This is a genomic window from Streptomyces erythrochromogenes (assembly GCF_036170895.1).
Classification (GTDB): domain Bacteria; phylum Actinomycetota; class Actinomycetes; order Streptomycetales; family Streptomycetaceae; genus Streptomyces; species Streptomyces erythrochromogenes.
On the sequence record NZ_CP108036.1, the window covers coordinates 295,470 to 307,991 of the forward strand.

Consider the following 12,522-nt stretch of genomic DNA (forward strand, 5'->3'; position numbering starts at 1 on the left):
GGCTTTCGGTCAGTCGGGCAGCTCGGCGACCGCTGCGGTGGCGATCTGCGCCGCCGTCCCGGCGACGTGCCGGGGCGCCGCCGGCAGGCCCGTCCGGGCACCCGGGTGGAGCGGTGCCCGGTAGCCGGCCAGGGCCGCGGGCACCGTGTGCAGGCGCCGTGCGACGGCCCGCCGGTCCTCGGCCGGTGGGGCCGTCAAGTGGCCGGGCCGGAGGGGAACCCGGCCCGCAGGGCCGCGGCCGCGTGGACGGCGGCACCGGTGGCCATGGCGGCCTCGTCGAAGACGACGCGGTTGGAGTGGCAGTCGGGGGCCTGCTCCGGTGGGCTGTCGGGCGGGCACGCCCCGAGGAAGGCCATCGCGCCCGGCACCTTCTGCAGGACGTACGAGAAGTCCTCGGCGCCCATGAACGGCTCGGGCAGCCGGCGGACCCGGTCGGGGCCGAGGAGGAGGGCCGCCGTGTCGTGGAGGGCGGCCGTGCGGGCGGGGTCGTTGACGACGGGCGGGTAGCCCTCGGTCAACGTGACGTCGGCGTGCGCTCCGTGGGCGGCGGCGACGTGCTGCGCGACGCGGGTGATGCCATCGCGCACCAGCTGCCGTGCGGCCGGGGTGAGGGTGCGGAAGGTGCCGTGGATCTCGGCGGTCTCGGGGATGACGTTGGTCGTCGTCCCGGCGTGGATCGAGGCGACGGTGACCACGGCCGGGTCGAAGACGTCGACGGTGCGCGTGACCATGGTCTGCAGGGCCTGGACGATCTCGCACGCGACCGGGACGGGGTCGAGGGCCCGGTGCGGTGCCGAGGCGTGGCCGCCGCGTCCGCGTACGGTCACGTGCAGCCCGTCGGACGCGGCGAAGGTGGGTCCGGGCCTCAGATGGAGCGTTCCGGCGGCGAAGCGCGTCGTGACGTGCAGGGCGAAGGCGGCCGTGACCCCGCTGCCGTCGGGGGTGTCCAGCACCCCCTCGTCGATCATGTGCCGGGCCCCTCCGCCGGACTCCTCCGCGGGCTGGAACATGAAGACGACGCGTCCCGCCAGTTGTGATCGGCGGGCCGAGAGCAGGCGGGCGGCTCCGACGAGCATGGCGGTGTGCGTGTCGTGTCCGCAGGCGTGCATGGCGCCCGGCACCGAGGAGGAGAAGCCGAGACCGGTCTCCTCGTCCATGGGCAGCGCGTCCATGTCGGCGCGCAGCAGGACCGTCGGTCCGGGCCGGGCGCCTTCGAGGCGTGCGATGACGGAACTCAGGCGCGAGCCGGTGGCCAGGTCCAGCCCCAGCCCGTCCAGCGCCGCCAGGACGGTCTGCTGCGTGCGGGGCAGGTGCGCGCCGGTTTCGGGGTGGCGGTGGATGCTGCGGCGCAGGGCCACGATGCCGGGCAGGGCGGCGCGCGCCTCGGCGAGCAGCCCGTCGAGCGCTTCCGGCGTCGTACCGTCGCCGGCCGGCGGAGCCACGTGCACGGCACCTCCTCCACGAGAACGGACATACGGGGCGCCTGCCATGGTGCCGCGCACCCGGCCCGCCACGCCGGCGCACCGCCTGCGGCGCGCCGCAGGCGGTGCTCGGTCTGCGGGACGTCAGGTGTGCGCGGGGCCTTCGAGGGAACGGAGGCGGCGGGCTTCGAGGACCGTGGCCAGGGCGTAGGCGCCGCCGCCGGCGGCGGCGAGGGACCAGTAGAGGCCGGGGGCTTCGAGGGAGAGCACGGCGGCGGAGGTGAGGGCGAGCCAGATGCCGAGGCCGTAGTGCAGCACGTTGCGGCGTACGGCTCCTTCGGCGAGGTAGAGCAGGCCGACGACGATGCCGGATCCGGCGGGCCACAGGACGGATTCGAGTTCCGGCGCGTCCAGGACGGAGGTCAGGCCGGTGATGGCGAGGGCCAGGGCGGTGAACGCGGCGATCCAGGCGGTACCGAGGAGCTTGCCGGAGAGGACCTCCGGCGCGGCGGCCCCGCGTTGGGCCCGCAGTGCGGCCATGGTGGCCAGGACGATGCCGCTCACGAGCCCCGCCCCCAGCAGCGCCGGGGGGAGCCACTCGGGCAGGCCGAGCAGGGGCGTGTCGCCGTGGGAGGCCGCGGCGGCGCCGTGGCCCAGCAGGTAGGCGAGTCCGAAGCTGGCGTAGGCCGCACGGTTGTCGACCTCGCTCGATCGACGGGTCGCGGGGGCGCCGGTGTCGGCCGGCGGGAGGGTGGCGGTACTGGTCACGGTGAAGGTCTCCGGGGGTGCGTGGCGGATGGGTGCGCAGGGTCGGGAGGGGCGGCGCGTCGGCTCGGAGGGGGCCGCCGGGCCGACGCGCTGCACGCGAGGTCCTTGATGAGGTGTGCGGGGGGATGGTCAGGCGGGTTGCTCGGCGCGGGATTTGAGGCAGTCGAGCCAGCTCTGCAGGGAGGCCTGCAGGGCGGTGGTGAGTTCGTCGGCCGCGGCGTCGACGGGGTCTCCGCTCCAGGACTCCTCGGTGCGGACGACGACGCCGTCGTCGGTCCGTTCGAAGGTCCAGACGTGGATGCCGACGATGCCCTGGACGGTCCCGTCCCAGACGATCCGCCGGCCGGGGACGAGTTCGCGGACGGTGGAGGTGACGGTCATCCCGTGGGTCAGCCAGGTGAAGCTGGTGCCGACCGCCATCGGGCCGTCGAGTCGGGCCTGGTCGACGCCGGTGTTCCAGGCCGGCCAGTCGTCGACGTCGGTGTGCACCGACCAGACGGTGGCGAGGGGGGCGTCGATCTGCGTGGTGAGGCGGACCACGACGGGGGCGGTGGTATCGATGGTGTGCATGCGGTGTCCTGTCTGTTTCCGGAACGGGTGGGTCGTCGGGCTCTGGATCAGGGGGTGGGAGCGGGTGCGTGCTGCGGCGCCCCGCCCGGTGAGGGCGGCGCCGTGGCCTCGGGCATGCGGGACGGGAGGAGCGCGCAGCGGTTAGGCCTGCCCCGGCGGGTGAGCGGCAGGGCGAGGAGCGCGGAGGCCGCGAGGATCGCGGCGGAGACCGCGAAGGCGGTGCGGTAGCCGGCGGTGAGGGCTTCGAGGTGGGGCTGGTGGCCGGACGCGTGGGCGGTGACGGAGCCGGCCAGGGTGGCGAGGGCGGCGAGGCCGATCGCGCCGCCGACCTGCCGGGTGGTGTTCACCAGTCCCCCGGCCAGGCCGGTGTCCTGTCGCGGGACGCCGTCCACGGCAAGGGCGGTGAGCTGGACGAAGGCGACGCTGAGGCCGAGGCCGACCAGGACGCTCGGGCCGAGGATGTCGACGAGGTAGGTCCCCTCGGCGGTCATCCGTGACAGCCACAGCATTCCGGCGGCCTCGGTGAGCAGGGCCGCGACCACGGTCGCGGTCGCACCGATGCGCCGGGAGATGCGGGGCGCCGCGAAGGCGCCGAGCATGTTGGCGAAGGCGAGGGGCAGTTGGCCTGCGCCGGTGGTCAGCGGGCTCATTCCGAGGACCTGTTGCTGGTAGAGCGGCAGGAAGAAGAACAGGGCGATCCACACGGAACCCAGGAGCGCCATCAGCAGGTTGCCCGCGGCGACCTGGCCGGTGGCGAACAGCCTCGGCGGTATCAGGGCGTCCGTGCGGCGGCGTTCGATGACGGCGAAGGCGGCGAAGAGGGCGGCGGCTCCGAGGAGGGCGCCGAGCACCCCCTGATTCGTCCAGCCGAGCGCCCGTGCGCTGGTCAGTGCCCAGACCAGGCAGGTCAGGGCCAGGGTGACGGCGGCGGTCCCCAGCAGGTCGAACCGCCCGGTCCCACGGCCGGTGGCCCGCGGGACGAGCGCCGCCACGGCGGCCAGGACCAGCGCTGCGCCGACAGCGGTGATGTGGAAGACCCAGGGCCAGCCCCACGCCTGGGTGAGTACGCCGCCCAGCAGGACGCCGACCGCGCCGCCCGCGCCGGAGACCGCTCCCCACACCCCCAGTGCTCTCCCCCGGGCGGGGCCGGGTGGGAAGAGGTCCATCGCCAGCGCGAGCGCAGCCGGGGCGATGACGGCGGCACCGAGACCCTGCACCGCGCGGGCGGAGATCATCACGGCCGGGGAGGCGGCGAGTCCCGCCGCCAGCGAGGACCCCGCGAACACCGCGAGACCTGCGAGCAGTACCCGGCGGCGGCCGAGGAGGTCGGCCGCGCGGCCTCCGGCGAGGAGCAGCGCCCCGAAGGCGAGGCCGTAGGCGTTGACCACCCAGGTGGTGCCGCCGTCCGACAGTCCCACGCCGGCGCGGATCTGCGGCAGGGCCACGTTCACGATCGAGGTGGCCAGCATGACGGTGAACTGCGCCGCGGCCAGCGCCGCCAGTGCGGGCCCCGGGCGGGATGGGGCGCCCGGGGTGTCCTTCGTACGTCCAAGGTTCATGGCGCACAGACTCCCGCCGGGCGGTGTCCACTTTCCATGCCCGGCGGGGGCGTTGACTGTCCACTGCTGTCCGCACCTGTGCAGTCGCCCCCGGGCGCCTGCGGGTCAGGGGCTCCCGGTGCCAGGACGCGCCCAGTTCTCGCCCACGACGGTGGCGTACGCCGCCTCCCGCACTTCCTGTTCGAGGTGGCGGCGCAGTGCCACGACGGCGGCGCGGCAGGTGTCCGGCCAGTTCTGGCGGATTCCGAGGGACGTGGCCAGGCCGACGGCGAGGAGGCCTTCGACGAGACCGCCGTCGGCGCCCAGGCAGCCGACCGCGGCGAGGGCGGCGGTGGGGTCGGCCAGCGGGTCGCCGTAGCGGTGTGTGTCCTTGATGTCCTGCGCCACGCGGGCCGCGAGTACGGGCCGGCCCTCCGCTGGCGGCGCTCAGCTCGCCGATCGAGAGCTGCAGTTCGGGCTCGGGCGCCTCCAGGTCGACCACCCGGACGAGCAGGGCGGTGCGGGTGGCGGTGACGGCCGGTTCCGTCGCGAGCTGCCGGGCCATGACCGCGCACATGCGGCGTTCGCAGATCCACGAGGTGACGAGGGAGTGCAGGCGGCGGGCCGGCAGGTCGCCACCGGGGCCGCCGCCCACCGGTTCTCCGGCCGCGACGAGTGACAGCAGCCGGTCCGCGACTCCGTGGAAGAGGCTGCCGGGCTCCACGCCGCCGATCGGGTGCGGCAGTGCGGACTGGGCGAGCAGCCTCAGTCCGTAGCGGGTCTGCCGTTCCCTCAAGGGGGAGGTGAGGCGTACTCGGTGCGCGCCCGGAGGGCAAGCCGCTCGGCGAGCCGGGGCCGCCCTCCGTCGCGCAGCAGCCGCGCGAGGTCGGCCCTGACCACGGCGGGCGCGTCGACGCAGGCGGCTTCGAGGGCGGCGTCGGGGACGGGCAGCCGGCGGGCGGCGGGCGTGGAGCGACGGCGGTTACGGGACCCGCAGCGCTGCCAGCCGTTGTTCGAACGGCACCGTCACGAACCCGTCCGCCGGGTCCACCGACGTGATCGCCCCGGTCGGCGAACGGGGTGCGATCGCGGCGGCGGTGTCGACGTCGGGGGCGGCGCCCGGGCCGGGGACCGCGGCGGGCGTCGTGAAGCGCGCCAGCTCGGTGCCCGCACGGGCGATCCGCTGCGCCAGTCCCTCCTCGCCCCAGTCCTCCGAGGCCGCGTACACGGCGGTCGGCAGGACGAGCGCGCGCAGGTAGGTGAAGAGCGGGCGCAGAGCGTGCTCGGTGACCAGGGAGTGCCGGGCCGTGCCGCCGGTCGCGCCGAGGAGCACCGGTTTGCCGGTGAGGGAGTCCTTGTCGATGAGGTCGAAGAAGGACTTGAACAGGCCGCTGTAGGAGCCGGCGAACACCGGTGTCACGGCGATCAGGCCGTCCGCGGCCGCCACCGCGTCGAGCGCGGCGGCCAGCCGGGCGGGCGGGAACCCGGTGACGAAGTGCTGGGCGATCTCGGTCGCCAGCTCCCTCAGTTCGATGACTTCGGTCTCGGCGTCCACGTGTTCCAGGGTTGCGGCCGCGAGCCGGTCGGCGAGCAGCCGCGTGGAGGAGGGCGAACTCAGTCCCGCGGATACGACGACGATCCTCATGCCTGCGTCTCCTCCTTCGAGCTCTCCTCGGCCGCGGTCGCGGCGGCGACCCGAGCGGCGTGGGTCGGCGCGTCGGGCACGCCGTCCGGGCGGAGGTTCGCGAACTCCTTGCGCAGCACGGGTACGACCTCCTCGCCGAGCAGGTCGAGCTGCTCCAGGACGGTCTTCAGGGGCAGGCCTGCGTGGTCCATCAGGAACAGCTGGCGCTGGTAGTCGCCGACATAGTCCCGGAAGGACAGGGTCCGCTCGATGACCTCCTGGGGCGATCCGACGGTGAGCGGTGTCTGGGAGGTGAACTCCTCCAGGGACGGACCGTGGCCGTACACCGGCGCGTTGTCGAAGTACGGGCGGAACTCGCGCACCGCGTCCTGCGAGTTCCTGCGCATGAACACCTGGCCGCCGAGACCGACGATGGCCTGCTCGGGGGTGCCGTGCCCGTAGTGGGCGTAGCGCTGCCGGTAGAGGTTCACCATCTGCTGCGTGTGGGAGGCGGGCCAGAAGATGTTGTTGTGGAAGAAGCCGTCGCCGTAGTAGGCGGCCTGTTCGGCGATCTCCGGGGAGCGGATGGAGCCGTGCCAGACGAAGGGCGCGACGCCGTCGAGGGGGCGGGGGGTGGAGGTGAACGACTGCAGCGGCGTACGGAACTTGCCCTTCCAGGTGACGACGTCCTCGTCCCACAGGCGGCGCAGCAGCGCGTAGTTCTCGACGGCGAGGTCGATGCCGTCGCGGATGTCCTTTCCGAACCAGGGGTAGACCGGTCCGGTGTTGCCGCGGCCCATCATCACGTCGACGCGGCCGTCCGCGACGTGCTGGAGCATCGCGAAGTCCTCGGCGATCTTCACCGGGTCGTTCGTGGTGATCAGCGTCGTCGACGTGGACAGGATCAGGTTCTCGGTGCGTGCGGCGATGTAGCCGAGCATCGTCGTCGGCGAGGAGGGGACGAACGGCGGGTTGTGGTGCTCGCCGGTGGCGAAGACGTCGAGGCCGACCTCCTCGGCCTTCTGCGCGATGGCGAGCATCGCCTTGATGCGTTCGTGCTCGCTGGGCACGCGTCCGGTCGTCGGATCGGCAGTGACGTCTCCGACGGTGAAGATCCCGAACTGCATGGCTCCCCTTCCCAAGGTTGTTTACGATTCAACTATACCCGCAAACGAGGGGTGCGGCGGAGGTATTCCCGAGGGGACGGGGGCCGCCCGGAAAGGCGGTCCGGGCGGCGGTGATCGTGGAACCGCCTGGGTGGCGGCTGTCAGGCCGGGGCGTTCCAGGCGGTCGTGAGCCCGTCCAGCCACGCGGGCGGCAGCTCGACGGCGTCCCATTCCTCGCGCAGCTCCTGCGGTGCGGCGGCGAGCCGCTCCAGGACGGCGATGCTCGTGGCGGAGTGCAGGAGCGAGTAGCGGCCGTGCATGGTGATGGCACTGCCCGGTCCGAACCCGGCGAACATCCGCTCCAGCCGGGTCCGGTGGTCCGCCGCGAACTCCGTCAGCCGCCCGGCGTATCCGGCCCGCTGTCTGGGGCTCATCGTGCCGAGGACGGCGGCGAGGACCTCGTCCGTCACCTCGGGATCCAGCTCCGAGACCGCGGTGAACGACAGGTACAGGGGGGTGACCGCCACCCGCGCCCGCTCCACCTCCATGCGCCTGGCCCGAGGGCGCTCCCCCGCCGGGCCCTGCTCTCCTTCCGCCCCGACGGCCCGCACCAGGGTCCGCTCGGCCACGGCGCCGAGTTCCTCGAGGACGGCCCGGGCGCCGGCCTCCTCCACGCCCTCCTCCCCCTTCTCCCGGGGTACGGTCCGGGCGGCGCTCAGCTCCTCATGTGCGAGCGCCAGTGCGCCCGCCTCCAGGAGCCCGATCAGTTGCCGCGCGTCATCGGACGGGACCCCCGCCCGCGCAAGGAGCTGCAGCAGCGTCGCCCTCGCGTTCTCGACGCTCACCTCGTCCGGCCACTGCCGCCCCCCGTCGGCCACGCTCATCAGATCCTCCTCGTCACTCGGATGGTGCGGTGGGTGCCACGCATCGCACCCTCGGCCGTGCAACGCCCGACGGCCGGGGAACAGCGATCAAGGGCACCGTAGCCCTTGATCCTTCCAGACGGCCGTCAGGGCCGCAGGCCCGCTCGCCTGAGGGTGACCTCGGACAGGTCGGAGATCACCTGCCGGTCGCCGCGGCGCCAGGCGTCCGCGAGGCCGCCCGGCGGGGCGGGCAGGGCGGCGAGCTCGCCCGGCGGTCCGGTGAGGGCGCGCAGTGCGAGCAGGTCGGCGCCCCCGGGGGTATCGCGGAGGCAGCGGATGGTGGCGCTGCGGCGGATCCAGCGCAGGCGGAGGGGAAGCCACAGCAGGAGCACGAACGCCACGGGGACGACGATCAGGCCGAGCGCGGTCAGGAACGCCACCTGGCCGACGGTGTCCTGCAGCGACTGGCCGGCGTCGGCGATTCCGCTGCCGGCGTCGGCCGCGGACCGGAAGGGCGCCTTCAGGAGGTCGCCGACGAACGGGACCCGTGACGCCGTCTCCCCGGCGTCGTCGAGGGCGGCGGCCAGGCTGTCGCCGGAGCTCTCCACCTTCCGTCCCGGCTCGGCCAGCATCATGATCGCGCCGTGGACGGCCAGGGCGAACTTCACGGCCGCGGCGATCAGGAGCAGCGCGATCAGGTCCGCGAGGATCTGGCGGTTCCGCCGTGCGGGGGTCTGGGCGTAGAGAAGCAACGGCTGCTCCTGTTCCGGTCATGGCATCGAGGAGTGCCGGCCGGCGCGCTTTCCGGTGGCGAGGCCCGGCCGGTCGCTCGACCGTACGTCGCCCTGGGCCCTTCCACGGGCGTCCGCCGGCACGGTTCCCGAGACGATGCCGGGTTGGCGCAGCGCCGCAGCGGGTCCGCCCCCTGGGGTCGGCGGTATGCCATCCGGAGCCGGCGGGCACCGAACCGCGGCCGGGCTGCGCCTCGGGCCGCGCATCCGCGAGACCCACCGCGCCGTGGCCGCCGGCCGCCTCGCCGGCGGGCCGGACCCTGCCGGACGGGCCGGTCGCTCCACCTCCTCGACCAGATGCCGAGCCGCATCGAGCGGGCACCCGGACGCGACGCCCCCGACCTGCGCGGCCTCGGCCTCAGCGCATGGCGTAGGCGGACAGCAAGGTGTCGGCGCGGAGGCGCAGGTCGGCCGTCAAGGGGCCGTGCACGGTCACCGAGACCTCGTCGCCTCCGACGGAGCGGGCGAGGCGGACCTCTGCCTGCCGTGCTTCGCCGACCAAGGGGTACGCGTACCAGCCGTCGGCCCGCTCGTCGTCGGTTTCCTCGACCGCCAGGACCACCGTCTCCCAGTCCGTGGCGCCGAAGTCGCAGCCGACGTAATGGGACAGCAGCTCCAGGAACGACCGCAGGTTGCGCTCCCAGATCCACCCGCCGACTTCGGCCATGCCTGCCTCCCCCTCGGTGTTCAGAGGGACAGCCTGTCATCGACAGACACCCGTGCCCTCCCCGGGGGAGGGCACGGGTGTGGACGGGCCGTCAGGTCAGCCAGGGCTTCCAGACGTTCTCGTTGCGCTCCACCCACTTCTTCGCCGCCTGCTGCGGTGACAGTTTCTCCTCGGCGATCATCAGGGAGACCTCGTTCTGCTGGGCCTTCGTCCAGCGGAACTTCTTCAGGAAGTCGGCCGCCTCGCCGCCCGACTGGGCGAAGCGCGTGTTGAGGTACTTCTGCAGCGGCGTGTGCGGGTAGGCACAGGCCACCTTCTCCGGATCGTCCGCGCAGCCCTCGGTGTACTCGGGCAGCTTCACCTCGGTCATCGGAACGCGTTCGAAGAGCCACTGCGGCTCGTACCAGTACGTCAGGAAGGGCTTGCGCTCCTTGGCGAACTGTTTGATCTGGGTGATCTGGGCGGCCTCGGAGCCGGCGAAGACCACTTCGTAGTCCAGGCCCAGGTTCTTCACCAGGGCCTTGTCGTTCGTGATGTAGGACGGGGAGCCGTCCATCAGCTGGCCCTTGCCGCGGCTCTCCGGGGTCCGCAGCTGGTCGGCGTACTTGTCGAGGTTCTTCCAGTCGGTGACGTCCGGATGGGCCTCGGCGAAGTACGTGGGGACGAACCAGCCGATGTGGCCCGTCACCCCCAGGTCCCCGCCGCGGGTGATGGTCTTCTTGCCCTCCACGTACCGCTTTTCCTGTTCGGGGTGGCCCCAGTCCTCCAGGATCGCGTCGACGCGCCCCTGGCTGAGGGCGTCCCAGGCAGGCACCTCGTCGACCTGGACGGTGTCCACGCGGTAGCCCAGCTCGTGTTCGAGGAGGTAGGAGGCGACGGCGGTGTTCGCCTGGGCGCCGACCCACGACTGGACGGAGAGGGTGACGGTCTTCGCGCCTTCCGCGGCCGCGTACGGGGAGGCCTGGCGGGTCATGTCGGCGGCCCCGCAGCCGGTGAGGACGGCGAGTCCGGTCGCGGCGGCGAGGACGGCCGCGCCGCGTCGGCGGCGCAGTGGGCGCCGGAGGTGTGTACCGCGCATGTCAGGCCTCCTTCGCGGGCTGGGTGACACGGTCGAGGAGCAGGCCGAGGCAGACGATCGCGGCGCCGGCCACCAGGCCGGTGGCGAGGTCGCCCTGCGCGAGGCCGAGGACGACGTCGTAGCCGAGCGCGCCGCCGCCGACGAGGCCGCCGATGATGACGACGGCCAGGACCAGGACCACGGCCTGGTTGACGGCCAGCAGCAGCGCGGGCCGGGCGAGCGGAAGCTGGACCTGGCGCAGCAGCTGCGCACGGGTCGCGCCGAGCGAGCGGGCGGATTCCACGACGGCCGGGTCCACCTCGCGCAGGCCCTGGACGGTGATCCGGACGACTGCGGGCAGCGCGTACACGATCGCGGCCGCGGCGGCCGGGGCACGGCCGACGCCGAACAGCGCGACCACGGGGATGAGGTAGACGAACTGCGGCAGGGTCTGGCACACGTCGAGGACGGGCCGCAGCAGTCGCTCTGCCCGGGCGCTGCGGGCGGCTCCCACGGCGATCGCGAAGCCGAGGACGAGGGTGACGGCGACGGCGGCCAGGACCTGGGACAGCGTGTCCAGGGAGGCTTCCCACACGCCGAGCACCCCGACGGCGGCGAGGGCCAGGACCGCGGTCAGTGCGGTGCGCCAGGTGCCGGCGAGCAGGGCGAGCGCGCAGGCCAGGAGCAGGAGCAGCCACCAGGGCGCGGCCTGGAGCCCGCTGCGCAGCGGGTCGAGGATCCATCCGGTGAAACGGGCGGCCCAGTCGGCGGTGCCGCCGACGACGGGTACGCCGGAGTAGAGGTGGTCGGTCATCCAGGCGACGGCCGAGTTCACCGGATCGGCCAGGGAGACCGTCCAGGACTCGGGCCATACGGAGGTGCCGGCCATCCGGCCGGCGACGGCGACGGCCACCGCCGTGAGGACGGTGAGCAGGCGGCCGTACCAGCCGGCGAACACCCGCCGCAGCAGGTGCTGTTCTCCGAGCGGTACGGGTTCGGCTCCGAGCCGGCGGCCCGCGGCGTCGGCGGTGCGGTCCAGGACCACGGCGAGCAGCACGATCGGGATGCCGGCGGCGAGGGCGGCGCCGACGTCCACGGAGGCGAGGGCCTGGTAGACGCGGTCGCCGAGGCCGCCCGCGCCGATCACGGAGGCGATGACGGCCATGGACAGGCCGGTCATGATGGCCTGGTTGACGCCGAGCAGGAGCTGTCGGCGCGCGAGCGGGAGGCGGGCGGTCAGCAGCCGCTGGCGGCCGGTGGCGCCGAGCGAGGCGGAGGCCTCCATGACGCCCGCGTCGGCCTCGCGCAGGCCGAGGGCGGTGAGGCGGGCCATCGGCGGGGCCGCGTAGACGACGGTGGCGAGGACGGCGGCGGGCACGCCGATGCCGAAGACGAGCACCATCGGCAGGAGGTACGCGAAGGCCGGCAGGATCTGCATGGTGTCGAGTACGGGGCGCAGCAGGCGGTCGGCGCGCGGGGAGAGCCCCGCGGCGAGGCCGAGCAGGGCGCCGAGTACGACGGAGGCGGCGACGGCGACGGCCATCAGCGCGAGGGTCTGCATGGTCGGCACCCACATGCCGAGCAGTCCGCAGGCGGCGAACGCGGCGGCGCAGGTCAGGGCGAGGCGGATGCCGGCGAGGCGCCAGGCGACGAGGGCGGCCAGAGCGGTGACCCCGGTCCAGCCGGCGGCGAGGAGGAGCACGTACACGGCGCGGACGGCCACCACGACGGCGTTGCTGACGTGGCCGAAGAAGTAGAGGAACAGCGGGTGGCTGTCGCGGTGGTCGATGATCCAGTCGCCGGCGCGGCCGAGCGGGCCGGACAGGTCCACGGCGAGGGCGGCGGGCCAGCTGCCGGCGCCGGGGAAGGCTGCGGCGAGCGGGATCAGCAGAACGAGGGCGACGCCCATCGGCAGGAGGAACGCGCGGCCCGCGGCCGGGCCGCGCAGGCCTCTGCGGGGGCGGTCCTGCGCGGCGGGCGCGGTGCGGGAGGGAGCCGGGGCCGCGGGCCGTCCGGAGGACTGCCGGGCCTGCGCGGGAACCGCGGCCCGGGAGCCGGCCTGGGCGTGGGTCGGGGTCGGGGTCGCGGTCATGCGCACCACCTCCGGGGGTCGGGGA

General features: G+C 73.9%; 14 protein-coding genes. 1 reads left to right on the forward strand and 13 read right to left on the reverse strand.

The window, feature by feature from the left end; all coding sequences use genetic code 11:
* Window positions 1-9: 9 nt before the first annotated feature.
* The 6 genes from OHA91_RS01430 to OHA91_RS01455 all read right to left on the reverse strand — a co-directional run bounded on the left by OHA91_RS01430 (window position 10) and on the right by OHA91_RS01455 (window position 4,705).
* Window positions 10-198, reverse strand: coding sequence for a hypothetical protein (locus tag OHA91_RS01430; protein WP_328738357.1), 189 nt, complete (start codon window positions 196-198; stop codon window positions 10-12).
* The gene (locus OHA91_RS01435) at window positions 195-1,448 is read right to left on the reverse strand and encodes a M20 metallopeptidase family protein (protein ID WP_328738358.1); all 1,254 of its coding nucleotides are present in this window, start codon (window positions 1,446-1,448) and stop codon (window positions 195-197) included. Before OHA91_RS01435 ends, OHA91_RS01430 begins: the two co-directional genes overlap by 4 nt.
* Window positions 1,449-1,565: 117 nt before the next feature.
* Window positions 1,566-2,189 carry an ABC transporter permease gene (locus tag OHA91_RS01440; protein ID WP_328738359.1) on the reverse strand — a complete coding sequence of 208 codons (624 nt, stop codon included), beginning with the start codon at window positions 2,187-2,189 and terminating at the stop codon, window positions 1,566-1,568.
* 129 nt (window positions 2,190-2,318) lie between these two features.
* A complete protein-coding gene (locus OHA91_RS01445; protein ID WP_328738360.1) occupies window positions 2,319-2,759 on the reverse strand; it encodes an SRPBCC family protein in 441 nt (146 codons plus the stop codon).
* Between the two features lie 47 nt (window positions 2,760-2,806).
* A complete protein-coding gene (locus tag OHA91_RS01450; protein WP_328738361.1) occupies window positions 2,807-4,318 on the reverse strand; it encodes an MFS transporter in 1,512 nt (503 codons plus the stop codon).
* 105 nt (window positions 4,319-4,423) lie between these two features.
* Window positions 4,424-4,705: a hypothetical protein gene (locus OHA91_RS01455; RefSeq protein ID WP_328738362.1), complete on the reverse strand. Its 282-nt coding sequence runs from the start codon at window positions 4,703-4,705 to the stop codon at window positions 4,424-4,426.
* On the opposite strand from OHA91_RS01455, the gene OHA91_RS01460 reads away from it, so the two are divergent.
* Complete coding sequence (locus OHA91_RS01460) at window positions 4,692-4,976, forward strand: hypothetical protein (RefSeq protein ID WP_328738363.1); 285 nt, start codon at window positions 4,692-4,694, stop codon at window positions 4,974-4,976. The two genes, OHA91_RS01455 and OHA91_RS01460, sit on opposite strands and share 14 nt — an antisense overlap.
* A 303-nt stretch (window positions 4,977-5,279) precedes the next feature.
* Here the strand turns inward: OHA91_RS01460 and OHA91_RS01465 are convergent, their stop codons facing one another.
* The 7 genes from OHA91_RS01465 to OHA91_RS01495 all read right to left on the reverse strand — a co-directional run bounded on the left by OHA91_RS01465 (window position 5,280) and on the right by OHA91_RS01495 (window position 12,497).
* Window positions 5,280-5,942: a CE1759 family FMN reductase gene (locus tag OHA91_RS01465; RefSeq protein ID WP_266496457.1), complete on the reverse strand. Its 663-nt coding sequence runs from the start codon at window positions 5,940-5,942 to the stop codon at window positions 5,280-5,282.
* Window positions 5,939-7,048 carry an LLM class flavin-dependent oxidoreductase gene (locus OHA91_RS01470; RefSeq protein WP_328738364.1) on the reverse strand — a complete coding sequence of 370 codons (1,110 nt, stop codon included), beginning with the start codon at window positions 7,046-7,048 and terminating at the stop codon, window positions 5,939-5,941. Before OHA91_RS01470 ends, OHA91_RS01465 begins: the two co-directional genes overlap by 4 nt.
* 140 nt (window positions 7,049-7,188) lie before the next feature.
* Window positions 7,189-7,911, reverse strand: coding sequence for a hypothetical protein (locus OHA91_RS01475; RefSeq protein WP_328738365.1), 723 nt, complete (start codon window positions 7,909-7,911; stop codon window positions 7,189-7,191).
* Window positions 7,912-8,036: 125 nt separating this feature from the next.
* Window positions 8,037-8,642, reverse strand: coding sequence for a hypothetical protein (locus OHA91_RS01480; RefSeq protein ID WP_328738366.1), 606 nt, complete (start codon window positions 8,640-8,642; stop codon window positions 8,037-8,039).
* 397 nt (window positions 8,643-9,039) lie between these two features.
* Window positions 9,040-9,348: a hypothetical protein gene (locus OHA91_RS01485; protein ID WP_266496446.1), complete on the reverse strand. Its 309-nt coding sequence runs from the start codon at window positions 9,346-9,348 to the stop codon at window positions 9,040-9,042.
* A 91-nt stretch (window positions 9,349-9,439) separates the two neighbouring features.
* Window positions 9,440-10,426: an ABC transporter substrate-binding protein gene (locus OHA91_RS01490; protein ID WP_266496443.1), complete on the reverse strand. Its 987-nt coding sequence runs from the start codon at window positions 10,424-10,426 to the stop codon at window positions 9,440-9,442.
* Between the two features lies 1 nt (window position 10,427).
* Window positions 10,428-12,497 carry an ABC transporter permease subunit gene (locus OHA91_RS01495; protein WP_328738367.1) on the reverse strand — a complete coding sequence of 690 codons (2,070 nt, stop codon included), beginning with the start codon at window positions 12,495-12,497 and terminating at the stop codon, window positions 10,428-10,430.
* Window positions 12,498-12,522 lie beyond the last annotated feature (25 nt).

What these genes read in the sequence shown, in the direction of transcription:
- OHA91_RS01485 (WP_266496446.1), bottom strand. Translation starts at nt 9,348, where the DNA reads ATGGCCGAAGTCGGCGGGTGGATCTGGGAGCGCAACCTGCGGTCGTTC.
- OHA91_RS01475 (WP_328738365.1), bottom strand. Translation starts at nt 7,911, where the DNA reads ATGAGCGTGGCCGACGGGGGGCGGCAGTGGCCGGACGAGGTGAGCGTC.
- OHA91_RS01460 (WP_328738363.1), top strand. Translation starts at nt 4,692, where the DNA reads ATGTCCTGCGCCACGCGGGCCGCGAGTACGGGCCGGCCCTCCGCTGGC.
- OHA91_RS01495 (WP_328738367.1), bottom strand. Translation starts at nt 12,497, where the DNA reads ATGACCGCGACCCCGACCCCGACCCACGCCCAGGCCGGCTCCCGGGCC.
- OHA91_RS01450 (WP_328738361.1), bottom strand. Translation starts at nt 4,318, where the DNA reads ATGAACCTTGGACGTACGAAGGACACCCCGGGCGCCCCATCCCGCCCG.
- OHA91_RS01445 (WP_328738360.1), bottom strand. Translation starts at nt 2,759, where the DNA reads ATGCACACCATCGATACCACCGCCCCCGTCGTGGTCCGCCTCACCACG.
- OHA91_RS01470 (WP_328738364.1), bottom strand. Translation starts at nt 7,048, where the DNA reads ATGCAGTTCGGGATCTTCACCGTCGGAGACGTCACTGCCGATCCGACG.
- OHA91_RS01465 (WP_266496457.1), bottom strand. Translation starts at nt 5,942, where the DNA reads ATGAGGATCGTCGTCGTATCCGCGGGACTGAGTTCGCCCTCCTCCACG.
- OHA91_RS01490 (WP_266496443.1), bottom strand. Translation starts at nt 10,426, where the DNA reads ATGCGCGGTACACACCTCCGGCGCCCACTGCGCCGCCGACGCGGCGCG.